This window comes from Desulfosediminicola sp., assembly GCF_048381775.1.
Lineage (GTDB): Bacteria > Desulfobacterota > Desulfobulbia > Desulfobulbales > Desulfocapsaceae > Desulfopila > Desulfopila ganghwensis.
This window is the reverse complement of sequence record NZ_JBLXGE010000004.1, coordinates 269,676-292,307: the sequence shown is the minus strand read 5'-3', so window position 1 is coordinate 292,307 and position 22,632 is coordinate 269,676. Positions and strand designations below refer to the sequence as shown.

Sequence of the window (22,632 nt, the reverse complement as noted above, 5' to 3'; positions counted from 1 at the left end):
ATAATCAGTAACTCTGCTCCATGCGTGATACCTGTTCCGTATAAACGACCTCAACCTGATTGCCAGTTTTCTATTTACTGCTATACTTCAAAATCAGTATTCCCGTTCCCTGAGAGAAAGAATTTGGTTAAGCGAAGAAGCAGATCACCCCTCATCTTCAGCCTAAAAAGTTGATGAGAGAGGTGTGAGTCGTTGCGGATTGGCTCTCCTGGAATCGATTTATGCTATCGAATCGCGGGGAACACTTGTTGAAATTTAGGCTGTTAATTCATATTTTTACTTCTTGCGCCTCACGCCTAGATTCGCGAAGCTGAGCTTTATGGGGAATCAGATAGAAAAATTATTTTAAATTGCAATTACTCCGATAACCTTACCAAACAAACGTAACTATGAATTTATCAGGAAAAACTGTCCTCATTCCAGGTGCTTCAAGATTAATTGGCAGAGCCATTGCCAGGCGTTTTGCTCAGGCCGGGGCAAACCTGGTTCTCCCGTGGTACGACTGGCCGGAATCTGTAAAGGAAATGGACGAGGAGTTTATCCGGTCAGGAACCAGTACGTTATCAATGAAATGCGATCTGCGTAATCTTGACCAGGTGAATGAGCTTCTGGAGCGAGCCAGGGATGAATTTTCCACGATAGATTACCTGGTCAACAATATCGAACGAGGTGGAATGCCCGTCGTTCACGGCTCATATTTCCATGATCACAATAAGGACCAGTGGCAACTTGAAGTTGAGACCACCATAAAAGCCAAATGGAATTTGTATCAATGCACCAAACCACTGATGACCGGTCCTCACTGTGCAATCGTCAATATTTCCTCAATTGCCGGACTGGTTGGTCGTTCCGGTCCAGCTGCCTGCTTTTTTAATGATGGCTATAGCGCAGCGAATAGTGCTATTCGTAACCTTACTGAGACCTGGGCAAGAGAATGTGCCCCCCGGATTCGGGTCAACGAATTGATGATCGGTTTAATCGATGGCCGGCATGGAGATCACACCAGGGGCTGGACGATCCTTACCGATTCAGAAAAGAGGCTGTTGTTGAACCATACACTTCTGGAACGTACCGGTACACCGCAGGAAGTCGCACAAATGGTATATTTCCTTGCTATTGAAGCAAGTTATTTAACAGGTAGTGTTATTCGAATGGACGGAGGGTACGTACTTGGCGGGGAGCACGTGCCTTCATTGCCTGCCGGAGTACTTGGCTGATTTTTTTTTTAGAAAAATGCAATTCCACCAAAATCAAACTTAGCACTCATGGTCAAAGTTGGATCACCCTGGACCAACCGCAATACCTGCCCAGTTAGGTGAGGCTTAAAAGAGTCCCTTTTAAAAAAATATTTTCGCTGTTACAAAATATTATCAGCTAACTCATATCGACTTAATTTAATACAGTATTGTGCTTGACTCACCAGCTAAAAACAGAGACACTTGTCAGGAGAAAGCAAAATGACGTTCTGTTTTGCAAGCCAGCCTTCTCACCTGACCGACATGATATGTAGAGAACATGATCCCTTTAACAGATCGAATTCAATGGAACATATGGCCTCATCCCAACCGCACATATCAAGTCTTAAGAAAAGGTGTGGTGGTCATAATATGACCAGGCTTATTGATCCGGGTACAGTGCTGGCTTTCACCGAATTTGCCAAGGACAGAAATCATAACATTGTCAGGCTCCACTTCGGCAAATATCTTGAATTTTCGTGTGCCGCCATTGAGAGACTGCAGGAGAAGATCTATACTTCCGACTATGTTTCAGTGGAATTGCTCGCCCGTACCTTGCGTGCTACCTCAATACAGGTTGGCGCTCACGAGCTTTCATTGATGTTTCGGAAAATTGAAGAGGATGCGAAACAAAAATGTCTCGACCAGTTCGACGAGAACGCTCTGGCTCAGATGATATCATTACATTCTGCAGTAAACCAGGCTCTCACAACAATTGCTTCAGATCCAGTAAACTGGCTTCAGGACACAAGATGATTTTTCTTTAGAAACACTCTTTTTGCCGATATCCTAGATGGCCCCGGAGAGGTAACGCTCAATGAGTTTTCCTGTGCTGAGATGTGTTGCCTCTCCATCTTTCATGACCGTAAATCTCGTTGTATCTCCCTGCAAGTGACTCACCTCCCGTCGCAGAGTCGCATCCCCCAGCAGACATAAACACCAGAGCGCCAGACCACGAACCACTCCATCTTCTGATGTGAGATATCCTTTCAGATCGCTGACTACATCGTTGGCAAGCATCAGCTCTTTTTGCGCCTCACAAAGCCTCGCTATTCCCCACAGAAGACCGCGCTGCAGCATTGGCAATTCAAGGTAGTTACCATCCTGGTGAAGCTCTTCACCATCCCCATGCATATAAGATAGCAGCATATGCAGATACTCTTTTGCAATTCTTGTATCAGATGCCATTATCTCTGCCATAGCCTCTGGTGCCCCCCAGCCGATACCGCCTGATTCATCATTAAGGGTCCACAAAAAACGACGCATCACTACTCTGGCTGCTTCCATATTCTCATCAGCCAGAGTTGGTACAACCACCCCGAAGGCAACGATAGCATTGTGCCGGGTTGTCTCTGATACAGAACATAAACCCGAAAAAAGTGGACTAATAACCGCTGATGGGGAAAAATCGGAAATTTTTCGTTTTACCTCTTCGACATTCTCCAGGGCGAGAATAGTTAGAACCTGCCTCTTGACATCACGCCTGCTCATATTTCAAGGCTCCCAATCGACGACCTGAAAACAAACTGCTTCGAACCCGATTTCATCACCCCATAGTGTCATCGATCTGCTTCATTCCTTCCATGATAAGACCCATGAAACCACCGATTACCTCCTGTTTTTTTTCTTTGAAGGTCAGGCCCTGCGAAAATGTGAAACGTCCCACATTGAAAGTCAGGATCTTAAAAAATGCCTCACTCCCCTGCAGATTTGCATAATCGGCATGTATCAGTTCGCCCTCATTAAACTTCAAGGTCGCTCGCAGTTTATCTGTATCAAGCTTGAGAACACCGGTTTTCTGGTTGGAGTTGATCATCTGGCAGAGTTCCACAAGGGGAATATCCGCAATCTGGCCAACCATACCCGAAGCAAGTTCTTCGGCGCGTTGCATGTTGATAGCGGTTATCCTGTTGACCAACAGCTTATAGAAGAATACCTGGAGTGCGGGAAATCGAGTAAGGATATGACGGAAATCTTTCTGATTCATTACCGCCAACTTGGTTGGTTCGGCGGCAACAATGGTTGTGGTCACGGGATCACCGGAAAGCAGACTCATCTCGCCGAAGACTTCGCCACGCGTAAGTTCAGCGAGGGTCACTCCTTCTTCATCCATAACCTCAACCTTGCCGGATGCAACAATGTATAGATTGATACCGGGATCACCCTTCTGGACAATTGGAAAGCCCCATGGATAATCCTGCAGTTTGAGCATCGTGGCAAGATCGAGCAGATCATCATCCTGTAGTGGCTCGAAAATATCAATTGTTCTCAGCAATCCGGCAAATCGGGCAACATTCTTTATTTTTTCTTTTCTCTCTGAAGCTGCAAGTAACTTCATCTGCAGCGTCTCGTACCCCTTCTCTTTTTTGAACTCAAAACGAATTAACCCTGTGCATCCACCACAATCGAATTTTGACTTCTTTCTACTGCCGCCCTGGAGGCGCTCATATGACTCATCCTCAGAAGCAATGCGAACAAGTTCGTTGGTAAGAGTCATACAGGTGGGTTTTGCAACCGGCAGAGTGAGAACTCCCTCACTTATCTTGAATTCTTCGCTCACATTATAAAGAGGACAATGATTTTCCTCTGTAACAATGAAAATACCATTTCGAAAGCGCATAAATTTCCTGCTCAGTCAGATCTACCGAAAAATATATAAATAACCAGTCCCAGTGTTACTGCACCACCGAATACTACAGGTAGAATTTTACTCATCTGTAATTCGTTATCGACTACGAGGGTCGCCATATAGTCGGTGCCTGAAACCCACCACATGCCAACGAGAATGCCGATAAGCAAAATGTCTTTAAAATTCTTTTTGTACAGGAGATAGCAAATCAGGGCTATGAATGGCACTAAAAACCATGGATTGCTAAATAACCCTGCAACATCGACATCGGCAATCTGCTCGTGCAGATTGGTTGAATCAAACCAGTCTGTAACTTTTTGTACTATGTCCGCCATTGGTAATGATTACACTCTATCCGTTACGTTAACTTTAGTTTTCCAGGCTCCAGGCGCCGCGCAAGGGCTTTCCCGATCATGCTGTTCTCAGCGTAAAGTTCGGTCAGAACCTGATGTTTCACTCGTACTGCATATATACCATACCACTAATTTTTTTGACAATCTATGAACACTTACAGAATTTTTTCTGAATTTCGAACAAAACAGAATACCCGAAAATTTCCGAATTTTCACTGTAACTCAGAAATCATCTGATTATTCAAGTTATATACGCAAATCATAATCTTATAACACTCATGGTTGTAACTTGTCAGCTTTGGTGTCTTAAAGTATTGTCATGGTTCTGTGGAGTTCCACTCACTCACCTTATCCATCCCTACCTTTTCCAGGTAATTGCACTGAGCAAATAGAATGAAAGCAATCAAAAGTAATCCCATGTATTTCTACCTGATGATCCTCACAATCTGCGCAACATCAGGGTTGTATGTATGGCGGGCTCTCTTCGACAATTTTTCAGTACATATTCTTGCCCTTGATGGCCAGCATATCGGAATTATTCAATCCGTGCGGGAAATCCCTGGTTTTCTCAGCCTGCTGGTAGTATACGCGCTCCTTATAATTAAAGAACATAGATTATCTGCAGTTTCAGTCCTCATTTGCGGGATAGGAATTTCCTGTACTGGGCTGTTCCCATCCTTCACAGGTATTATCTTCACTACCTTGATTATGAGTTTCGGTTTTCATTATTTCGAGACTACGAATCAATCCTTGACTCTTCAACATTTTGACAAGCATCATGCGCCATTGGTGTTTGGCAGTTTGCGCAGTGTCGCTGCCGGGAGTTGTGTCGCAGCCAGTGTACTCATATTCCTGCTATCAAACTTCCTGAATTTCAACCAGCTCTATATGTTGTTCGGCGGGATCATAGTTCTCGTATCTCTCTGGGCTCTTGGACAAAACCCTATTGACAGGGCTACCGTGCCTCAACATAAACACATGGTTGTAAAAAAACGGTATTGGCTCTACTACTGCCTTACGTTCATGTCTGGTGCCAGGCGCCAGATTTTCGTAGCCTTTGCCGTGTTTCTCATGGTTAAAAAATTCGATTACAATGTGCAGGAAATCGCCCTGTTATTTTTATTGAACAATGTCGTCAACTACTTTCTCAGCCCACTTATCGGCAAGGGAATCAATCGATTTGGTGAACGCAGCGTGCTGTCTTTGGAGTATGGTGCTCTGATTCTGGTTTTCATTGGTTATGCCATGGTAGAAAGTAAACTCATTGCGGCGTTTCTCTATATTGCGGACCATATCTTTTTTAACTTTTCCATCGCTATCCGGACATTTTTCCAGAAGATTGCAGAACCTGAGGATATTGCCCCAAGCATGGCTGTCGGCTTTACAATCAACCATATCGCTGCCGTCATCTTGCCCGTGATCGGAGGTCTTTTGTGGCTTGTTGATTATAGAGTTGTTTTCCTGTCGGCCGCAATTTTCAGCCTGGTCTCTCTGCTCCTTGTGCAGCTCATAAGTGGACAACTTAAAAAACATGCTGCAAAGATTCCTTGATGTTATTACTCTGCGCAACCTGTATCATATCCTATGTTTTTGTTGTATTTTTATGGCATGCAGCTGATTCAACCATTATTGATATTATGCTGAACTGCACTCTTCACCTCTAATTCCAATAGATTCAAACACGAGTATAATGTCCCCAAAAGCACAGAAAAGTAACATCGTTTTAATTGGTATGCCTGGTTCCGGAAAGAGCACTGTTGGCGTAATCCTTGCCAAAATGATGGCTAAAGACTTTGTCGATACCGATGTACTGATCCAACTTGAAGAAGACAAAACACTTCAGGAGATCGTAGATACCGAAGGCCACATGCAATTACGCAAAATTGAAGAGCGAGTGCTTTTGAATGTCAATCATCAAAATCACATAATAGCAACTGGAGGCAGCGCTGCATACAGTGATGCTGCGATGGCCCATCTCAGTGAAAATGGTATTATTGTTTTCCTGAATGCAGACCTTCCCTGCCTACGCTCAAGAATCACTAATTACGAAACAAGGGGACTGGCCAAAAGGCCTGAACAGAGTTTTGATGATCTTTTTTCAGAACGCTTTGCACTTTACAGCAGATACGCTGACATTACGGTAGATTGCTCCCAACTTACCCAGGAGCAGGTTTGCGAAAAGATCTTGAATGAAATTTCCCGCTAGGAGCCTGTCGGACTATTGCGATTTTCACTCAAATCGAGGCATCGAAAGAAAATCAATCGGAGCCATACGCATGATATTGCGAACATTTATTTTCATTCGATAACGATGAGTTGACTGAAAAGGGCTCAGTCCTACAGACTCCTAGACCGAACTCAGCACAGGTAATGCGTTACACCTGATCGAGCAGCGATTATAATCAATGAAGTATACTGATAAAGAGATACTCTCACCCCCTCGCCTGAAGCAGGAAGCCAAGACCATTGAAGTGATGATCCGCATCTATTGCCGGGCACATCACCAAGGCAATGATCTGTGTCAGCAATGTCTCGATTTATTGTTGTATTCCAGAAAACGGTTGCGACACTGCATCTTCCAGGAAGCTAAACCTGTCTGCGGCAACTGTACAGTGCATTGCTACAAAAAGGAAATGCAGGAAAAAATTCGTGAAGTCATGCGTTATGCCGGCCCGAGAATGGTGTACCGGCATCCTGCTATGGCGATGAGACACCTCCTGGAGAAATGGAGAAAAACTCCTGCTCTTCCAGAAAAAAAAAACCGCACCCATCCTCAAAGGCAGATAAAGACGAACACCGTTTCTAAAGGAGGCCAGTAAGATGCGAACACTTATTTCAGGTGCTACCGGCATGGTTGGCAGCGCCCTGGTTGAATCACTCCACACCAAAGGCCATTCAATTCGGTGTCTGCAGAGAAATAAAAAACCTGGCGCAGAATCTATCTGGCTGACCGAAAATCTGTTCGACAGTAACAGCGGCAGCAATGAACCGTTCGATACCGTCATCCATCTCGCCGGGGAGAACATCGCCGATGGTCGCTGGACAGCAGCAAAAAAGCGAAGAATCAAAAACAGCCGGGTTGAAGGCACGAAGGAACTTGTCGATTATCTCTCTGGCCTGCCACACAAGCCCAAAACCTTTATTTGCGCCTCTGCCATTGGCTATTACGGAAATCGAGGAGACCAGGTTGTATCCGAAAAAAGTCCTGCTGGAGATGGTTTTCTAGCCTCTGTCTGCAAGGAATGGGAGGCAGAGGCGTCAAAAGCTGCATTTTTTGGTGCCCGGGTGGTTCTGTTGAGATTCGGCATGGTGCTCAGCCCGAATGGTGGAGCACTGGCCAAGATGTTGCCCCCCTTCAAAGCCGGATTTGGTGGCACCATTGGTAACGGTAAACAGTATATGAGTTGGATCAGCATCCGCGACCTTATCGAGGTGATAGATTTCTCCATCAACAACGAGTCGCTCAGCGGGCCGGTCAACGCTGTCACGCCAAAGGCAGTCACCAATAAGGATTTTACCACCCAGCTGGCTGAGGTCCTGGATAAACCAGCAAGATTCCCTGTGCCGCCTTTCGGGTTGAAGCTACTTTTTGGTGAAATGGCTGGCGAAATGCTGCTATCTTCAACCAGGGTGCGTCCTGAGAGGCTTATGGCATCAGGCTATAATTATCGGGACACCAACCTCAAGGAAACTCTGAATTGGTGTATTCATGGAGAACAAAGCTGAGAAGGACCATCCATCTCAGCAAGACACAAAAAAAGGGGCTGCACCATAACTGGTCAGCCCCTTTTTCATAAGAATTTTCCAGAGAAGTTATTTGCCGGTTATGAGAGTCACCGCTTCCTCATAACGTTCTTTGGTTTTCTCTGTTATCTCTTTTGGCAGTTTAGGCGCAGGTGCGACTTTTCCCCAATCGAGGGTTGAAAGGTAATCGCGCAGGAACTGCTTGTCATAGCTTGGCTGGCTCTTACCCGGCTCATACTTGTCTTCTGGCCAGAAACGGGAAGAATCAGGAGTTAACACCTCATCAATGAGGATCAGACGCCCCTCATACATGCCAAGTTCAAATTTGGTATCAGCAATGATGATCCCACGCTGGCGGGCATAATCAGCCGCACGCTGATAAAGCTTTACGCTTATCTCCGCAATTTGGGCGGCGAGTTCTTTGCCGACAATTTTCTCCATCTGCTCAATAGAGATATTCTCATCATGATCACCTAACTCCGCCTTGGTGGAGGGAGTGAAAATAGGCTCGGGCAGCTTATCAGACTCTTTAAGGTTCTCAGGAAGTTCAAAGCCACAAACAATATTACTCTTCTGGTATGCTTTCCAGAAAGAACCGGAGATGTAGCCTCGCACAATACATTCCACTGATAATGGCTTAGTCTTTTTCACCAGCATGGAACGGCCCCGGAGCTGGTCTGCATATGGTTTGCACGCCTCCGGATACTCATCAACATCAGCAGTAATCAAATGGTTTTCGACGATATCGCCAAGAAGATCAAACCAGAACAGTGAAAGCTCGGTCAGCACCGCCCCCTTACCAGGAATAGCATCTTCCATCACAACATCGTATGCTGAAATTCTATCGGAAGCGACCATGAGCAGCTTATCATCGTGACCTGGAATGGAGTACATATCACGAACCTTGCCACGATGTACAAGGTTAAGATCTGGAAAATCTGTACGAATAATCGGTTCGGTCATGCGTTTCACTCCTTTAAAACGTATTAAGATAATAGTAATTTTTTAGCGTCATGTGACATGGGGCAACGAGTTGATATCTGGAAGCCGCTCCCATGACATCTTGGATGATGTAGACCCGACTACTTTTTCAACTGTGCAATCTGAGTATACCTGCTGCAAGCGGGGTTATCGTATGACATCAAGGTGGAGGTGATGGAACCGAGTGCCAGTTTTGATGTTATCTTAACCGGTACACGACACTCATCATCGGTATACCAGATCACGGTATCACCACGTTTGTCATAGAGACCCCTGAATTTAAGGATCGGTGTTACCCGAATGGTATCAACTGCGCCCAGCGCTGTTTTCCTGAGCCTGTCTTTTGAAATGGTCTTCACTTCAACCTCCATTCGCTTTTTGTCAGCAAATGTGGGTACAATAAACGATTCACCCTCCTCAAAAGACATCAACCGGCTGCTGAAAAACGAGCTGAATTCGTTATGGGTGGGTATCGCCACCTTGAATTCTCTTGGGTCTTCCTCATTCCTCTGATAGCTGACAACCCCATCCTGTTGATCGTAAACAGTCTTCTTGTACGCCTCGTAATTGTACCCCTCTTTCTGCCATACCTCGTAAAAATAGGGCAGCCGGTCCTCCCCTCTCACCCTGGTAAGATGGACATCGCGCACTGGGTAAATTGAGTTGAAAACACTATCTTTGGTTGTTACCAGAGCATAAAGTTCAAATTCTTCATCCGCCCCCGGCACTCTGCGAATTTCCAGTTCAAGTTCACCGAGCTTGACACCACCTGTATAGGCAATTTTATATCGGAATTTTTCAGAACCTGAATAGGCAATCGGCAGGAGGGAGGGATCTATCTTGCCATACGGAATGATTTCTTTTGGAGTATGTGCCGTTTCTCCAGCGCTTCCAAGCAGTGCCCAGGAAAAGATGGACACTGTTGTCGCACAGGTGATAGCGGCGGTACGCAATTTCATTTCAGCCTCCATTGGTCATAAGGGCAAGCCAGGTAGCAAAAAACAAAGCCACACTGATAAAACCGTTCATGGAAAAGAACGAAACGTGTATCCGCGACAAATCCTCCGGTTTAACGAGCTTATGCTGGTACCATAAAGCACAGGCGGTGAGCAGCACTCCCATAAAATAGAATATATTCAGATTAGCCTGAATACCCGTCATAACAAAGAAAAAGAATGCAATAACGTGAAAGATACCGGCAAGTCTAAAGGCCTTTACCTGGCCAAGCCTGGAAGGTAAGGAGAAAAGCCCTGCCTTTTTATCAAACTCTGCATCGAGACATGCATAAATGGTATCGAATCCGGCAACCCAGAAAAGTACCCCTAAGGCCAGTACCCAGGGAAATCCTTCAAGGGAACCACTTACTGCAACCCACCCCCCGAGCGGGGAAAATGCCAGGGCCACACCTAATACAATGTGGCAAAGGGCGGTAAAACGTTTCGTATAAGAATAGAATAAGGTAAGAAAAAGAGCAACTGGCGATAGCGCCAGAGTCAATGGATTTAGGCTGTAACAGGCAAAAAAGAAAAGCAGACCGGCGATAACAACCATGGCTGTCGCCTCCGACATACTTACTTCCCCAGCCGGCATGGCTCTTTCCTCGGTCCTCGGATTCGCCCCATCAAATTTGCGATCAACGATGCGGTTGAATCCCATGGCACAGGTTCTTGCCCCGACCATGGCCAGAATAACCCAGAGGATCACCCGCCATTCAGGTATGCCCCTGGCTGCCAGGAATGCTCCGGTAAATGCAAAAGGTAAAGCGAAGACAGTCAACTTGAACTTGATCATCTCCAGCAGGATTCCAATCTTGGTAAACATTACTCAGGCTCTCCCCATCGTTTTCGTTTTGGGATATCAATTCCCAACTGATCTGCAAGCCGCCAGGAAAATGTCTGGGCCGCCTCTTCCAAATTCTTCGGCCGGTGATAGTAACCTGGCATGGGAGGGCATATAATGGCACCAGCCTCATGAACATGCAACATGTTTTGCAGGTGAGTTCTGTTCAGTGGTGTTTCCCGCACAGCAAGCACAAGCGTTCTGCGCTCCTTGAGCATAACGTCAGCTGAGCGATGAATGAGATTGATAGATAGACCGTTTGCAATAGAGCCAAGTGTCCCCATGGTACACGGCAACACGACCATACCGTCGTAATGGCTGGAACCGGATGCAGGGGGAGCGGCAAAATCCTTCTCATCAAACCAACGACTTACAGCAGGCAACTCATCTGGAGTAATGTCCTGCTCCATCTGCAGCACCTGTCTGCCGGATGCCGAGCAGATGCCGTGAATAATGATGTCGAGCTTTTCGAGTTCTTCAAGAAAAGATCGCACGAAGAGCATACCTGTGGCACCGGTAATTCCAACTAATATTTTTTTTCTCTTCGAATCGCTCATCACAGGCCTTTCAGTGTAGTCTCTTTTACAGAGGTGCTTACTCCGGCAACGTCATCATGTAAAAGAATGCACTTTAAGTGGTAGCGCACCGGGACTGGCATCTCCTCTTTTTATCAGGTAGGAAAAAAATTGCTCCAACGCCTCCCGCTTCTTCTCATCGAGATCGTACTGAATACCTTTCAGGTATGCCTTGCAACGATCTACCTCCATCGGTATTTTCGGGGCGGCTATTTTACAAATGTCATCCAGACGGGAATTGCCCTCGCTACGGCACTCAAGCAGTCTCTTATGAACCATAGACAGCAGAAGCGGATTTTGCTGGCAAAATTCTTCCCGCACTGCGCAAACCGCAAAGACAAATGGTAATCCTGTATTTTTTTTCCAGACCTCGCCCAGGTCAAGTTGATGGCTGAAATTCCCCTCTTGGGCCAACCTCAAGGCGTCATCGCCTATGGCCAGCACCGCAGCACACTCATCTCGTAGTTCAGACATCACTTCACCGGTGACATACTCCGGCTGCACATTGAAAAACTCTTCAAGCGCCACTTTGGTAAGTGATACTGAGGTTTCAGACTGGCTGGTCAACAATACCCGCTGGCCGTCCAGTTTCTTTACCGGCACTCTTGAAAATAAAAACACTGATCCGACAGGGCCATTGGCGCTGATTGAGAGATCCGGCAAGATTCGATACAGTTCCGGGTGTGCTCCATATTCGTAGCAGGAGACGAAACCGAGATCCAGTTCTCCTTCCGCCAGCATCCTGTTAAGTTTTGAAGGAATAGCCTCAACGACATTCCAGCCGACTTCGGCCTCACGTCGCTTCCATGGTTCGTATATAGGTGCAACGTTGATATAGTTGACCATACCAATTCGCACTATATCGCTTGTGACTTGCTTATTCATAAATACCGCGTGCCTTGCTGCAGCACGCACAATTATCCAAACTCTGATCTTTGATACAAGTCGTGACGGTAAGAGATCTTTTACGCACCATCATGACCAAAAAAACTGCAGATTGTTGCAGTATGCAACCCTCCCCAGTTACTCTACCAGGGTGTAATCCATACGCCTCTGCTTCGGTGTGTAACCAGCATCTACAACTAACCTGCAGATCTCTCTCTCAGACAACCTGAATGTCACTCCGGCAGCGGCCACAACATTTTCCTCAATCATGGTGCTGCCAAAATCATTGGCACCAAATGACAAGGAAAGCTGTGCTATCTTTGGTCCCTGGGTTACCCAGGACGCCTGCACGCTGCTGATATTGTCGAGATATATTCGTGACAGAGCAAGCATTCGCAAATAGGTCATGGCGGTCGCTTTCTCTACATCTGCCAACACTGTATTATCCGGCTGAAACGGCCAGGGGATAAACGCGGTGAAACCACCGGTGCGATCTTGCAACTCCCTCAACCTGCGCAGATGCTCAAGGCGCTCTTCGGCTGTTTCGATATGACCGAACATCATGGTGGCGGTGGTTCTTAAACCCAGATTATGAGCTTCCTCCATTACCGCAATCCACTCATCTGCCGAACATTTCTGCGGTGCTGTTGCCTGACGGACACGGTCATTAAGTATTTCCGCTCCGCCACCTGGAATAGAATCCAACCCTGCGGCTATCAACCTTTTGAGCACTTCCTTGATAGAGAGCTTGGAAATTTCAGCAAAATGGCATACTTCGGGTGGAGAGAAGCCATGAACATGAATCCCTGTACTCTTCATAAAACGAAGCATATCCTCGTAGTATTCCAGAGGAAGATCCGGGTGCAGGCCGCCTTGCAGTAAAATCTGTGTGCCGCCGAGTTCCTGGGTTTCTTTGATTTTCTCACCAAGCTGTTCTTTGGTCAGCAAATACCCACCCGGCTCTTCGGGCCCCTTAAAAAAAGCACAAAATTTACAGGCAGATACGCAGATATCCGTATAGTTGATATTACGATCTATGACGTATGTTACAGTCCTGTCCGGGTGGAGTCTTTGACGTACCGAATTGGCTAGAAATCCTAATTGGTAAAAATCAGCCTCACGCTCAAGGAGTAAAAACTCTTCGTCACTTATGCGTTCCCCAGCTTCAATTTTTTTGGCAGTCTCCTGCACTCTGACAGCTGTCATATTTCTTTAATACACCAGTTATGCGATAGCTTAAAAATTCAGGTTAAATTCCCCGGACCTTACTGATGAACCTGCATCACCTTATAAAGAGTGTCACGCTCCACAGGTATACGCCCAGCTTCTTTAATCAGTTTGACCAGGGTATTGCTGCCAATGGCCTGGTCAGTATCGGCACCAGCCATATGAGTAATACGCTCCTCCTTGACTGTACCATCCATATCGTCTGCGCCAAACGAGAGCGCAACCTGGGCCAGTTTAGGCCCTATCATTACCCAATAGGCTTTGATATGCGGGAAATTGTCGAGAAAGAGTCTGGAGACCGCTATGTTTTTCAGATCATCCATGCCTGTGGTTCGTGACAGGTTTGCCATCTCGGTATTTTGAGGATGGAAAGCCAGTGGAATGAAAGCAAGAAAGCCGTTGGTCTCGTCCTGAGCTTCACGTAAGGCAGCCAGATGCTCGACCCGCTCTTCCAAAGTCTCTATGTGCCCGTAGAGCATGGTTGCATTAGTATTCAAACCGTGTCTGTGGGCTGTTTTGGCAATCTCTATCCAATCTTTGCCCGGTAGTTTGTCGGCACAGGTCAACTCGCGGATTCGAGTGGCGAAGACCTCTGCTCCACCGCCAGGAATCGAGCCCAGCCCAGCCTCTTTGAGAACTTCGTAGGTATCACCCACAGACTTACCTGAAATCTTCGCGAGATGCGCAATCTCAACACAGGTAAACGCCTGAATATGCACCTCGGGCCGTACCTCTTTAATGCCGCGGAGAACCTCTAAGTAGTACTCAAAAGGCAAATCCGGGTGGATACCACCGACCATATGTATTTCGCTGATCGGCTCATCAAGCCGTTCACGAACCTTGGTCTGTACATCTGTAACACTCATCTCATATGCTTTATCGGCATCTTTTTCTTTACCGAAAGCACAGAATTTACAAAGATTAGTGCAGATATTTGAGTAATTTATATGCTGATTGTAGATAAAATACGTATTATCTCCATTCAGCCTGTTACGTACAATATTGGCGAGATATCCAAGCGCAAGTATATCATTGCTCTTATACAGCTGAAGCCCTTCCTCAACTGACAATCTTTCGGAAGATTCAACTTTTTCCAGGATTTTTCCTAATCCAGCCTTTTCGATATAACTTTTCATGGCAATAAAAAAAGCCGGGGTTATCTTCCCGGCTCTTAAAGGAATTGTTTTGAAATTTCTCAGTCGATGAAGAACTTGAGTTTGTCCCTACGGCTGGAGTGTCGCAACCGATTCAACGCCTTTTTCTCAATCTGGCGAATACGCTCGCGGGAAACATTAAATCTTTTACCAATTTCCTCAAGGGTATACTCAGCCTTTTCGCCGATTCCGAAACGCAGTCGGATAATCTTCTCTTCACGTTCGCTGAGAGTTGAAAGGATTTCCTTTACCCTGCCCGCAAGCTCGCGGTTCTGAACTGCATCGTAAGGAGATTGAGATTCCTGGTTCTCCAGAAAATCGCCCAGGGTTGAATCGTCGTCACCAACCGGGGTTTCCAGGGAGATAGGTTCACGGGATGCTTCGAGGATGGAAAGAATCTTATCCATCGGAAGGCTGGTTGCCTTTGAAATTTCAAGCGGTGTTGGCTCACGGCCAAGCTCTTTATAAAGAGCATAAAACGCTTTGAAAAATTGGCTTCTCAGTTCAAGGAAATGAACAGGCAAACGGATCGTTCGGGTTTTGTCCAGAATAGCTCTGGTAATTGCCTGCCTGATCCACCAACTCGCATAGGTGGAGAATTTGTTACCTTTGGTGTAATCAAAACGGAAAACTGCGCGCATTAAACCAAGGTTACCTTCCTGAATGAGGTCGGCAAGAGTTAGCCCCTGATGCATATACCTCTTGGCGATGGATACAACCAACCTCAGGTTGGCCCTGATCATGGTGTCTTTCGCCACCTCGATGGAACGACTGTACGCCTCGATTTTAGCCTGCAGTTCGAAAAGCTCCCGGATATCGGAATATTTTCTAGAAGCACTGGTGACGCTGTAGTGCATCAAATTCAGCTGCTGCTTCTTTGGCTTAAGGGTCGGATCACGTTTTTCCCAGAGATCGATTCGCTCACGCATCAGCGCCATCTCTTTCACACCAGACTGTTCCTCCCGGATTGCCTGAATAATGCTCTCGAAGCCCTGCCGAATAGTCTTGCTGTACTTTGCTTCTTCTTCCGGGGTAAGAAGGTCGAAACGACCCATCTCTCGGAGATACGTGGTCGTGGTCTCCTCAGCCTCGTGAGATTCTGTTTCGGAGCCGGAGCTCAACTCGAACCCGTCAAACCCCTCATCAGCGTCAGACTCGTCCTTTTTCTCCCAAACTTCTCCTGAGAGAGTCCTCTTTTCGCCGGATTTCTCAACCGTTACGATCTCGATATCGTGCGCTCCGAGAAAATTAAAAATCTTCTCTATAGCGTTCGGATCCTTGATCTCATCTGGCAGAATCTCATTAAGGTCGCTAAAGCTGATACAACCTTCATCTTTACCGGCTTTCAGTAAATTTTCTTTGATTTCAGACAGCACAGGGCTACCACTCCATTAACTTGAATTTGAAAGACAGATTCCTGTACACTTAAGTACGTTAGGATAGGTTTCATCACAATACGATGATTTGGCACCTATTGCTGGAACTACCTGATATTATGTATAAAAACCAGCGAAAAGAATTTCGCAGACAAAAAAACTTCAAGACCGCAAAAATAAATCATTTTTAGTTTTTTTGCAATCGTTATTATTCGGGCTGTCAACAGGTCTACGCAATTATCTGCAATATCGATAAAAAAAGCTGATCCGCCTAACGCATAATCAACCCATCACCGCAAAAGTGTCTATATGTCGTTACATACTATAGCATTCATCACTGCGGAAACAAGGTATGGCCATTGGTTATTTTTCCTCATACAATCAGTTGCATGCAAGCTATTCTACAGGATGTGGATTTAACTCAACTTCAGACGATACTCAGACCCCACAATGCCTAACCTACTCTCACAGCGCAGACGTAGCGGAATACTCGCTCATATCAGTTCTCTTCCCTCTCCCTACGGAATAGGCGATATAGGACATTCCAGCCATCGATTCCTTGAATTTCTTGCCAAAAGCGGACAGAGTTGCTGGCAGTTTTTGCCATTCAACCCAACCAATCCGCTCTTCGACAACTCACCATACATGAGCGTTGCCGCCTTCGCTGGGTCGCCATTATTGATAAGTCCGGATCTCCTTAAGCAATCCGGACTTGTCAGCGCTAAAAGCCTTGACCACAATTATGATTTCTCTCCCTTCCAGGCGGACTATACTGCTTCATGGAATTTCAAAAAACATCTACTGGCAGAGGCATTTACCAACTTTGAAGTTGAAAGCAACATGGCATTCCAACTATTTTGCGACCGACACAGATGGCTTGAAGATTATGCCCTGTTCATGGTTTTAAAAGAGCAACACACTAACAGAGGTTGGTTCCAATGGCCAAGAATGCTTGCCGCAAGAGACAAAAGCGCACTCAAAAAGCACTACCTTAAACACAAAGAACGAATTCTTTATTACAAATTCGAGCAATTCATCTTTACCGAACAGTGGAAACAACTGAGATCACTTGCTACTGATTTAGACATATTACTTTTTGGAGATATCCCCATTTATGTCGGGCTGGACTCGGTGGATGTCTGGGCCAACCAAGACATTTACGACCTCGACCCGGATACCTTCCTGCCAAATAAAGTGTCCGGGGTCCCGCCGGATTATTTCAGTGAAACCGGTCAGCGCTGGGGTAATCCCCTGTACAACTGGAGCAGTGAATCAGTTGAAATCCGCAAACAACTCGAAGACTGGTGGGTTGACCGATTCTCTAATGTCTTTGAATTTGTAGATATCGCCCGCATTGACCATTTCCGTGCCTTCGAGTCATATTGGGCCATCCCGGCGGAAAATGATACTGCTGTAGATGGTGACTGGGTAAAAGGTCCTGGTGCGGGTTTTTTCAAAAAGATCAAGCGTCGACTTGGAGAATTAAACATTATCGCCGAAGATCTGGGAATCATCACCCAGGAAGTAATCGACCTGAGAGACAAACTGGAACTCCCAGGCATGAAGGTGCTGCAGTTCGCCTTTGACGGCAACCCGGACAACAGTTTTCTGCCCTACAACTATAACACCTCAAACTGCGTAGTATATACTGGCACACATGACAACGAGACAACTGTGGGCTGGTTTCTGAACCACCAGCTCAATGACGACCTGCGAAAGACAATAAAAGAATTGGCAAACAGAACCCTGCACGACGATTCAGGAATCCACAATGACCTGATGTACCTCGCACTGTCTTCAATCGGCTGCCTGACTATATTTCCACTACAGGACGCACTGGGTTTTGGCAACGATTGCCGAATGAACAGCCCCGGCGTACCAGAAGGCAACTGGGGCTGGCGCTGTATTGATGAATACCTGAGCGAAGAACTCAGCACAAGCCTCCGTGCGCGCACAAAACTTTTTGGCAGGTATAGTGAAAGCAAGCCCAAAAGTGAAATTCAGGCTGAGATGGCCAAAAAGTAAAATCAGATCATCAGGAATGATTTTTTTTGGCAATTACTGTTGACAACGCCACTGCACTTAGGTATATACACCGAACCGTTTGGCCCCATCGTCTAGTGGCCTAGGACATCGGCCTCTCACGCCGAGAACAGGGGTTCGAGTCCCCTTGGGGTCACCACGCATTTCAAGTGGTTACCACTTGTTGATATACAAGACCACACGGTTTATAAAGGCAATGGCAGATTTTCTGCTGTTGCCTTTTTTTATTCCCCCCAGAAAACCGGTGAGCCAGATTTTCAACGAACATTAAGCAACTCCTTTTGATATTCCCCCCACCATTGCTCAATCACCTGTACGCCCAACCTGGCATTACCGGAATTCATCTCCGGTGGATATCTTCCCAGCCTGAAACCCTCGATTAGAAAAGCCGCCTCCCTTCCTACTGTTGACATCCTGCAATCCCTATACGAGGAGTAAACACTGTGCACATTGGCGCACGCTTCCTCTGACGCCAGCAAGGGGATGAGTTCTGCAATATTCATATCTCGCAGCCATGAGGGAGAAGCATTGGGGACAGCAACTGTAGGGCATGGCATCACCCTCTGGCGTTTCAAGTAATCCATTATGCCTGCCGGCGGTACATCACCATAAGAAAAGTCACTGCCCCCGGAAGCGGCTGAATATGCGGAGCCGGTTACGCTAAAAGAAAGCACGATACCAGCCGCCAACAGACAGGAGCGTAACGAAATATTTCCCCACCACCCTGAAGGGTGTCGCACTGCTATACTATCCCCCTTGAAGATCATACGTCTCACCCGCCTTTAATATTCTGGTATCACATTGCAATTCATCAGAAATTCTACGCAACGCATGGTCGCAGCTATCAGGCGCGGATAATAAAAGCTTTTGGGGTACTACCTTCCGCAAAAAACTCACCGTACTGGTCAAATCCGCATCGGTTATCCGCTGCCAGGGCGTTTTGACCATTTGAACCATTAGCTCTATGGTTGGATGTCCGCAACCGGTGATAATTGTGATGCCTTGACCTTTTAATCTGGCGATAAGAGTCTGCTCCTCAATCCAGCCCATTAGAAACAGGCTCCTGGCAAGCGGTCCTGTAGCACCAAACCCGGCCGGAAGTTGTTGAGGTTCAGATACAATTTCCGCAACCCCATCCAGAACTCGATCCGCAAGGCCCAACTTTTTACTGTTTACTGCCATAGCATCGTCTTCCGGCCCGTAACCCACATCAAAAAGCAGCGTTCCAAGATCTGATCCAGCAAATAACAGACAGCAGGTGAACCGACAAACCCTGAAGCCGCTTTTTGCTCAACCACCGCTGACAATGAAAGTTTCTCGAGTCAGGCAGGTTGAGTTCCCCTGCCTGCTCTATTCGCGCACGGTTACATTTCTTTGCCGATTCCCGGTCCTGAGAAAATTGTAGATTTCTACGATAGAGCAGGGGCAGAACAACAGGTGAAGCTGCGACAAGAAAAGGCCACCATACAGGGATTACAGGCAGTGACATTTCACTCCTCCCACATTGGTTGCAATTTCATTACATTACAGATTTTCCAAGTAAGGCAACCCGGTAACCATACCGCAGCACAACATATATCTCACTGATATATTGACCTATACACGCAAAAAGCAGCGGCTAAAAACTGCTCTTTTCAAATTAGACCAAGCAGCAAAAGAACAACTGGCAACGCACGGACATCGTTTAAAGAGAATATTTTGCTCTCAAAACTCAATTGCGCGACCCTGGCCAGTACATATTGTATCTGTGATTTCAAAATGCTCATCGCATATGTTTTGATCGAAGAAAATCAAACAACCTGTCGACTAATTGTTGACAAGGATCTCCAGGTCAGTTATATACACTCGCATTGCTGGCCCCATCGTCTAGTGGCCTAGGACATCGGCCTCTCACGCCGAGAACAGGGGTTCGAGTCCCCTTGGGGTCACCACTCGACAATTCAAGCCGCTCAGGTATTCCTGAGCGGCTTTTTTTTTGCCTGCAACTATCTTATGTTTTCTTGATTTACACCAACACCAGGAAAGCCTGCTGAAGATCCCCTATCAGATCGTCAACCTCTTCAAGACCGACATTCAACCGCACCAGCACCTTGCCCTCACAGGCTTCACCGGACTCACGCCGGTACCTGCCAACAGTCACGAGACTCTTATATCCACCCCAGCTAAACCCAATGCCAAATAGTTTCAGTGCATTTACAAAATCACAGACCTGCTCTTCGCTGTAGTTTTCTTTAAACACGAAAGAAAACAGACCGGCAGCTCCGGTAAAGTCCTTTTTCCATAATTCATGCTGCGGATGAGACTCAAGAGCCGGGTGAATAACTTTTTCGACCAACTCGTTTTGTTCAAGCCATACGCCCACAGCCAGACCAGATTCCTGATGCTGCCGCATACGCACCCCAAGGGTCTTCAAACCACGTAATGCAAGATAGCAATCCTGCGGTGACGCAAACAACTCCATCACTCTATAAAACCTATCCAGCACATCTGCATAGCGCCCATTGACAGTCACTGCCCCCAATAAGACGTCGGAGTGACCTGAGATATATTTGGTCACCGAGTGTATTGACACATCGACCCCAAGTTCAAGCGGTTTGAGAAAAAGCGGCGTCGCCCAGGTATTATCGATAATGGTCACGATTCCTTTCTCACGGGCGATTTCCACAACAGCCTGAATATCCTGAATTTCAAAAGTATTTGAGCCGGGTGATTCCAAGAATATCAATCGTGTTTCAGCTGTCAGCCATTGATCAATATCCTGGCCAACTGCCGCCGGCACAAATGTAGTTGTAACTCCGTAACGCGAGAGGACTTCCCGGCAGAAAGCAGATGTTGGCCCATAAACATTTTCACAAACCAGAATATGATCCCCGCTCCTGGTAAAAGCCAGCAGAGTATTGGTAATCGCGCTTATTCCGGATTGAAAGGCTCGACACAGCGCCCCACCTTCCATGTCGGCCAGTGCATTTTCAAATTTCCGCTGAACAGGAAGGCGCTCCGTCCCGTACGTGATACCGCTATACCCACCCCTGCCTGCAGCCAGCAGGTCCTGGCAGCTTTCAAACAGTACTGTTGAGCCCGTATGTAACTGCGGGTTGATCATGCGGGGTGACGGGTAGTCAGCCTCGTCATCCTTAAGATCTGCAGCAATCACCCTGGTTATCTCGTTCAATTCTCTACCTCCGTAAAAAAATATACGGGTACCGGAAAACCGATACCCGTATTTATAATGCATTCATTCTGCGATCCAAAACATACTCCTGTTCGCACCAGACTTTCAGCGACGAGTATAACAGGCAGCAAATTCAGCAGATGCCAGGATATGATGCTGCATCGCCCCCTGCACTTCTTCCCTGGATTTGCCCGGCCCCAGGCCAAGGTGGCAATCAATTGCATACAACCTGAAGATGTACGTATGTTTCCCGGAAGGTGGGCATGGTCCTCCATAACCGACTTTAAGAAAATCATTCAGGCCCTGCTTGCCGCCAAGCGGGATACTATCTGTCTTTGGAATTCCTTCAGGTAAACCATCACATTCTGCCGGGATATCATAACATATCCAATGCACCCATTCACCATGTACCATATCTGGATCATGGCATATAACAACAAGGGTCTCTGACCCTTCTGGTACCTCGCTCCAGATAAGCGGTGGGGAAATTTCGGCGCCATCACAGGTAAAATCAACAGGAATCTCCTGCATCGGTGTAACTTCCGGACTGGAAAATTTGATAGCCATGCCACCTCTCAATCAGATGTTCAAATACCTTCGGCGTGAGACTAAACAACCTTTGTATTGTCGAAAACATCATTTCAGAACCGCGAACCGGCTGGTTCAACAGAGCTTCAGCAGCATAAATCAACCCACGTAAGTTACCTGCATGCAAAGGAAAATCTATATGAACGGCAATTGCCGCACAAGTAATTTCCGTATGTATGCAGCCATAATTCTATACTCTTCCTTTCTCAACCAAATCTGCAAAATGACTAAAAGAACGATCATATGTTCTCTCAGCTTCAGCCGTAAAGCAGCAAGCAGGCAGTTCCCTCTTTCCCAAATGGTGGGCTAAGCACTGACAACATGCTCCTTTTCTTGGACAGGAATTATTGGTACAATTACAATTTCTCTTATTATCCTCTAAATGACAATCCATTTCTTTCTCCATTACTGCGATAATCTACTTATACCTTTCTGATACTTGTTTACCGCATGCGCTGTCAACTACCACATGTGTAACGTGTTTACTCTCCAAAAGATGAGAACGTGCCTGACTGCTTATGGCGGCAATTGATTCATATTTCCAGCCACATGGCTCTTGAATATAAACCGTTCGCATCAAGGCGTTATGGGTGCACCATACAATACAACAAATGCTTTCAGTTCAACCAGCCGCTAAACAAAGGCCCAAGGTATTTCTCGCCTAGCGACGCAAAAATGAGCCATAACGGCAATATCAGGAAACCTGGCCCCTCATCAAAGAGCCTGCGCAACAATCCACGTCTGTTATGATGCAGATAAACCAGGAAAAAACGAATACTCATATTTCCAGTATCTCTGGCAAACCAGATAAATATTGAAAGAACAAATCCG

Annotated in this window: 23 protein-coding genes and 2 tRNA genes; 9 read left to right on the top strand and 16 right to left on the bottom strand. The window is 46.4% G+C overall.

The features are described 5' to 3' along the window. Nucleotides 1–389 precede the first annotated feature (389 nt). A complete protein-coding gene (locus tag ACN5NT_RS08930) occupies nucleotides 390–1,217 on the top strand; it encodes an SDR family NAD(P)-dependent oxidoreductase (protein ID WP_419175198.1) in 828 nt (275 codons plus the stop codon). 390 nt (nucleotides 1,218–1,607) lie between these two features. Beyond that, nucleotides 1,608–1,991, top strand: coding sequence for a hypothetical protein (locus ACN5NT_RS08925; protein WP_136795876.1), 384 nt, complete (start codon nucleotides 1,608–1,610; stop codon nucleotides 1,989–1,991). 33 nt (nucleotides 1,992–2,024) lie between these two features. On the opposite strand, the gene ACN5NT_RS08920 is transcribed toward ACN5NT_RS08925, so the two are convergent. Genes ACN5NT_RS08920 through ACN5NT_RS08910 form a run of 3 tightly spaced genes read right to left on the bottom strand, consistent with a single transcriptional unit; the run spans nucleotide 2,025 to nucleotide 4,199 of the window. Further along, nucleotides 2,025–2,726, bottom strand: a complete 702-nt coding sequence (locus ACN5NT_RS08920) for a DVU0298 family protein (protein ID WP_419175197.1) — start codon at nucleotides 2,724–2,726, stop codon at nucleotides 2,025–2,027. A gap of 55 nt (nucleotides 2,727–2,781) precedes the next feature. After that, the gene (locus ACN5NT_RS08915; protein ID WP_136795878.1) at nucleotides 2,782–3,855 is read right to left on the bottom strand and encodes a cyclic nucleotide-binding domain-containing protein; all 1,074 of its coding nucleotides are present in this window, start codon (nucleotides 3,853–3,855) and stop codon (nucleotides 2,782–2,784) included. A gap of 11 nt (nucleotides 3,856–3,866) precedes the next feature. Beyond that, nucleotides 3,867–4,199 (bottom strand): hypothetical protein, encoded by a 333-nt coding sequence (locus ACN5NT_RS08910; RefSeq protein WP_419175196.1) that lies wholly within the window; start codon nucleotides 4,197–4,199, stop codon nucleotides 3,867–3,869. A 411-nt stretch (nucleotides 4,200–4,610) separates the two neighbouring features. Here ACN5NT_RS08910 and ACN5NT_RS08905 point away from each other — a divergent pair, with 411 nt between their 5' ends. From ACN5NT_RS08905 to ACN5NT_RS08890, 4 genes are all read left to right on the top strand, one after another. Then, nucleotides 4,611–5,768 carry an MFS transporter gene (locus ACN5NT_RS08905; protein WP_136795880.1) on the top strand — a complete coding sequence of 386 codons (1,158 nt, stop codon included), beginning with the start codon at nucleotides 4,611–4,613 and terminating at the stop codon, nucleotides 5,766–5,768. 139 nt (nucleotides 5,769–5,907) lie between these two features. After that, complete coding sequence (locus tag ACN5NT_RS08900) at nucleotides 5,908–6,423, top strand: shikimate kinase (RefSeq protein WP_419175195.1); 516 nt, start codon at nucleotides 5,908–5,910, stop codon at nucleotides 6,421–6,423. Nucleotides 6,424–6,622: 199 nt separating this feature from the next. Continuing rightward, the gene (locus ACN5NT_RS08895; protein WP_419175194.1) at nucleotides 6,623–7,036 is read left to right on the top strand and encodes a nitrous oxide-stimulated promoter family protein; all 414 of its coding nucleotides are present in this window, start codon (nucleotides 6,623–6,625) and stop codon (nucleotides 7,034–7,036) included. Between the two features lies 1 nt (nucleotide 7,037). After that, nucleotides 7,038–7,943: a TIGR01777 family oxidoreductase gene (locus ACN5NT_RS08890; RefSeq protein ID WP_419175193.1), complete on the top strand. Its 906-nt coding sequence runs from the start codon at nucleotides 7,038–7,040 to the stop codon at nucleotides 7,941–7,943. Between the two features lie 87 nt (nucleotides 7,944–8,030). On the opposite strand, the gene ACN5NT_RS08885 is transcribed toward ACN5NT_RS08890, so the two are convergent. The 8 genes from ACN5NT_RS08885 to ACN5NT_RS08850 all read right to left on the bottom strand — a co-directional run bounded on the left by ACN5NT_RS08885 (nucleotide 8,031) and on the right by ACN5NT_RS08850 (nucleotide 15,998). After that, nucleotides 8,031–8,924 (bottom strand): phosphoribosylaminoimidazolesuccinocarboxamide synthase, encoded by an 894-nt coding sequence (locus tag ACN5NT_RS08885; protein WP_136795884.1) that lies wholly within the window; start codon nucleotides 8,922–8,924, stop codon nucleotides 8,031–8,033. Between the two features lie 119 nt (nucleotides 8,925–9,043). Further along, complete coding sequence (locus ACN5NT_RS08880; RefSeq protein WP_419175192.1) at nucleotides 9,044–9,901, bottom strand: DUF3108 domain-containing protein; 858 nt, start codon at nucleotides 9,899–9,901, stop codon at nucleotides 9,044–9,046. Nucleotide 9,902: 1 nt separating this feature from the next. Next, nucleotides 9,903–10,763 carry a UbiA-like polyprenyltransferase gene (locus ACN5NT_RS08875; RefSeq protein ID WP_419175191.1) on the bottom strand — a complete coding sequence of 287 codons (861 nt, stop codon included), beginning with the start codon at nucleotides 10,761–10,763 and terminating at the stop codon, nucleotides 9,903–9,905. Continuing rightward, entirely contained in the window at nucleotides 10,763–11,338 is a 576-nt protein-coding gene (locus ACN5NT_RS08870) for a UbiX family flavin prenyltransferase (RefSeq protein ID WP_136795887.1), read from the bottom strand. Before ACN5NT_RS08870 ends, ACN5NT_RS08875 begins: the two co-directional genes overlap by 1 nt. 54 nt (nucleotides 11,339–11,392) lie before the next feature. Continuing rightward, nucleotides 11,393–12,241 (bottom strand): menaquinone biosynthetic enzyme MqnA/MqnD family protein, encoded by an 849-nt coding sequence (locus ACN5NT_RS08865; protein ID WP_419175190.1) that lies wholly within the window; start codon nucleotides 12,239–12,241, stop codon nucleotides 11,393–11,395. 138 nt (nucleotides 12,242–12,379) lie between these two features. Further along, a complete protein-coding gene (gene mqnC, locus ACN5NT_RS08860; protein WP_419175189.1) occupies nucleotides 12,380–13,447 on the bottom strand; it encodes a cyclic dehypoxanthinyl futalosine synthase in 1,068 nt (355 codons plus the stop codon). 59 nt (nucleotides 13,448–13,506) lie between these two features. Continuing rightward, complete coding sequence (mqnE, locus tag ACN5NT_RS08855; RefSeq protein WP_419175188.1) at nucleotides 13,507–14,604, bottom strand: aminofutalosine synthase MqnE; 1,098 nt, start codon at nucleotides 14,602–14,604, stop codon at nucleotides 13,507–13,509. A gap of 59 nt (nucleotides 14,605–14,663) precedes the next feature. Next, on the bottom strand, nucleotides 14,664–15,998 hold the full coding sequence (locus ACN5NT_RS08850) for a sigma-70 family RNA polymerase sigma factor (RefSeq protein WP_136795891.1): 1,335 nt from the start codon (nucleotides 15,996–15,998) through the stop codon (nucleotides 14,664–14,666). 450 nt (nucleotides 15,999–16,448) lie between these two features. Here ACN5NT_RS08850 and malQ point away from each other — a divergent pair, with 450 nt between their 5' ends. Further along, nucleotides 16,449–18,023, top strand: coding sequence for a 4-alpha-glucanotransferase (malQ, locus tag ACN5NT_RS08845; protein ID WP_419175187.1), 1,575 nt, complete (start codon nucleotides 16,449–16,451; stop codon nucleotides 18,021–18,023). Nucleotides 18,024–18,104: 81 nt separating this feature from the next. Further along, nucleotides 18,105–18,180 (top strand) — tRNA-Glu (locus tag ACN5NT_RS08840). A gap of 118 nt (nucleotides 18,181–18,298) precedes the next feature. Here the strand turns inward: ACN5NT_RS08840 and ACN5NT_RS08835 are convergent. Together ACN5NT_RS08835 and ACN5NT_RS08830 are read right to left on the bottom strand one after the other, a co-directional pair. Next, nucleotides 18,299–18,808, bottom strand: a complete 510-nt coding sequence (locus tag ACN5NT_RS08835; RefSeq protein WP_419175186.1) for a hypothetical protein — start codon at nucleotides 18,806–18,808, stop codon at nucleotides 18,299–18,301. Next, entirely contained in the window at nucleotides 18,789–19,223 is a 435-nt protein-coding gene (locus tag ACN5NT_RS08830) for a hypothetical protein (RefSeq protein WP_419175185.1), read from the bottom strand. The genes ACN5NT_RS08835 and ACN5NT_RS08830 overlap by 20 nt, the downstream gene beginning before the upstream one ends. 673 nt (nucleotides 19,224–19,896) lie before the next feature. Here ACN5NT_RS08830 and ACN5NT_RS08825 point away from each other — a divergent pair. Further along, nucleotides 19,897–19,972: transfer RNA gene (locus ACN5NT_RS08825), tRNA-Glu, on the top strand. Between the two features lie 74 nt (nucleotides 19,973–20,046). Here ACN5NT_RS08825 and metC read toward each other — a convergent pair. The 3 genes from metC to ACN5NT_RS08810 form a co-directional block, all read right to left on the bottom strand. Next, complete coding sequence (gene metC / locus ACN5NT_RS08820) at nucleotides 20,047–21,213, bottom strand: cystathionine beta-lyase (RefSeq protein ID WP_419175184.1); 1,167 nt, start codon at nucleotides 21,211–21,213, stop codon at nucleotides 20,047–20,049. Nucleotides 21,214–21,318: 105 nt separating this feature from the next. After that, entirely contained in the window at nucleotides 21,319–21,780 is a 462-nt protein-coding gene (locus ACN5NT_RS08815; RefSeq protein WP_217907581.1) for a YbhB/YbcL family Raf kinase inhibitor-like protein, read from the bottom strand. Nucleotides 21,781–21,991: 211 nt separating this feature from the next. Then, the gene (locus tag ACN5NT_RS08810; protein WP_136796016.1) at nucleotides 21,992–22,195 is read right to left on the bottom strand and encodes a DUF6485 family protein; all 204 of its coding nucleotides are present in this window, start codon (nucleotides 22,193–22,195) and stop codon (nucleotides 21,992–21,994) included. Between the last annotated feature and the right edge of the window lie 437 nt (nucleotides 22,196–22,632).

What these genes read in the sequence shown, in the direction of transcription:
- ACN5NT_RS08915 (WP_136795878.1), bottom strand. Translation starts at nt 3,855, where the DNA reads ATGCGCTTTCGAAATGGTATTTTCATTGTTACAGAGGAAAATCATTGT.
- ACN5NT_RS08895 (WP_419175194.1), top strand. Translation starts at nt 6,623, where the DNA reads ATGAAGTATACTGATAAAGAGATACTCTCACCCCCTCGCCTGAAGCAG.
- malQ (WP_419175187.1), top strand. Translation starts at nt 16,449, where the DNA reads ATGCCTAACCTACTCTCACAGCGCAGACGTAGCGGAATACTCGCTCAT.
- ACN5NT_RS08925 (WP_136795876.1), top strand. Translation starts at nt 1,608, where the DNA reads ATGACCAGGCTTATTGATCCGGGTACAGTGCTGGCTTTCACCGAATTT.
- ACN5NT_RS08865 (WP_419175190.1), bottom strand. Translation starts at nt 12,241, where the DNA reads ATGAATAAGCAAGTCACAAGCGATATAGTGCGAATTGGTATGGTCAAC.
- ACN5NT_RS08810 (WP_136796016.1), bottom strand. Translation starts at nt 22,195, where the DNA reads ATGGATTGTCATTTAGAGGATAATAAGAGAAATTGTAATTGTACCAAT.
- ACN5NT_RS08905 (WP_136795880.1), top strand. Translation starts at nt 4,611, where the DNA reads ATGAAAGCAATCAAAAGTAATCCCATGTATTTCTACCTGATGATCCTC.
- ACN5NT_RS08835 (WP_419175186.1), bottom strand. Translation starts at nt 18,808, where the DNA reads ATGATCTTCAAGGGGGATAGTATAGCAGTGCGACACCCTTCAGGGTGG.
- ACN5NT_RS08815 (WP_217907581.1), bottom strand. Translation starts at nt 21,780, where the DNA reads ATGGCTATCAAATTTTCCAGTCCGGAAGTTACACCGATGCAGGAGATT.
- ACN5NT_RS08930 (WP_419175198.1), top strand. Translation starts at nt 390, where the DNA reads ATGAATTTATCAGGAAAAACTGTCCTCATTCCAGGTGCTTCAAGATTA.
- ACN5NT_RS08870 (WP_136795887.1), bottom strand. Translation starts at nt 11,338, where the DNA reads ATGAGCGATTCGAAGAGAAAAAAAATATTAGTTGGAATTACCGGTGCC.
- mqnE (WP_419175188.1), bottom strand. Translation starts at nt 14,604, where the DNA reads ATGAAAAGTTATATCGAAAAGGCTGGATTAGGAAAAATCCTGGAAAAA.
- ACN5NT_RS08830 (WP_419175185.1), bottom strand. Translation starts at nt 19,223, where the DNA reads ATGGCAGTAAACAGTAAAAAGTTGGGCCTTGCGGATCGAGTTCTGGAT.
- ACN5NT_RS08900 (WP_419175195.1), top strand. Translation starts at nt 5,908, where the DNA reads ATGTCCCCAAAAGCACAGAAAAGTAACATCGTTTTAATTGGTATGCCT.
- ACN5NT_RS08885 (WP_136795884.1), bottom strand. Translation starts at nt 8,924, where the DNA reads ATGACCGAACCGATTATTCGTACAGATTTTCCAGATCTTAACCTTGTA.
- ACN5NT_RS08910 (WP_419175196.1), bottom strand. Translation starts at nt 4,199, where the DNA reads ATGGCGGACATAGTACAAAAAGTTACAGACTGGTTTGATTCAACCAAT.
- ACN5NT_RS08875 (WP_419175191.1), bottom strand. Translation starts at nt 10,763, where the DNA reads ATGTTTACCAAGATTGGAATCCTGCTGGAGATGATCAAGTTCAAGTTG.
- ACN5NT_RS08920 (WP_419175197.1), bottom strand. Translation starts at nt 2,726, where the DNA reads ATGAGCAGGCGTGATGTCAAGAGGCAGGTTCTAACTATTCTCGCCCTG.
- ACN5NT_RS08890 (WP_419175193.1), top strand. Translation starts at nt 7,038, where the DNA reads ATGCGAACACTTATTTCAGGTGCTACCGGCATGGTTGGCAGCGCCCTG.
- mqnC (WP_419175189.1), bottom strand. Translation starts at nt 13,447, where the DNA reads ATGACAGCTGTCAGAGTGCAGGAGACTGCCAAAAAAATTGAAGCTGGG.
- ACN5NT_RS08880 (WP_419175192.1), bottom strand. Translation starts at nt 9,901, where the DNA reads ATGAAATTGCGTACCGCCGCTATCACCTGTGCGACAACAGTGTCCATC.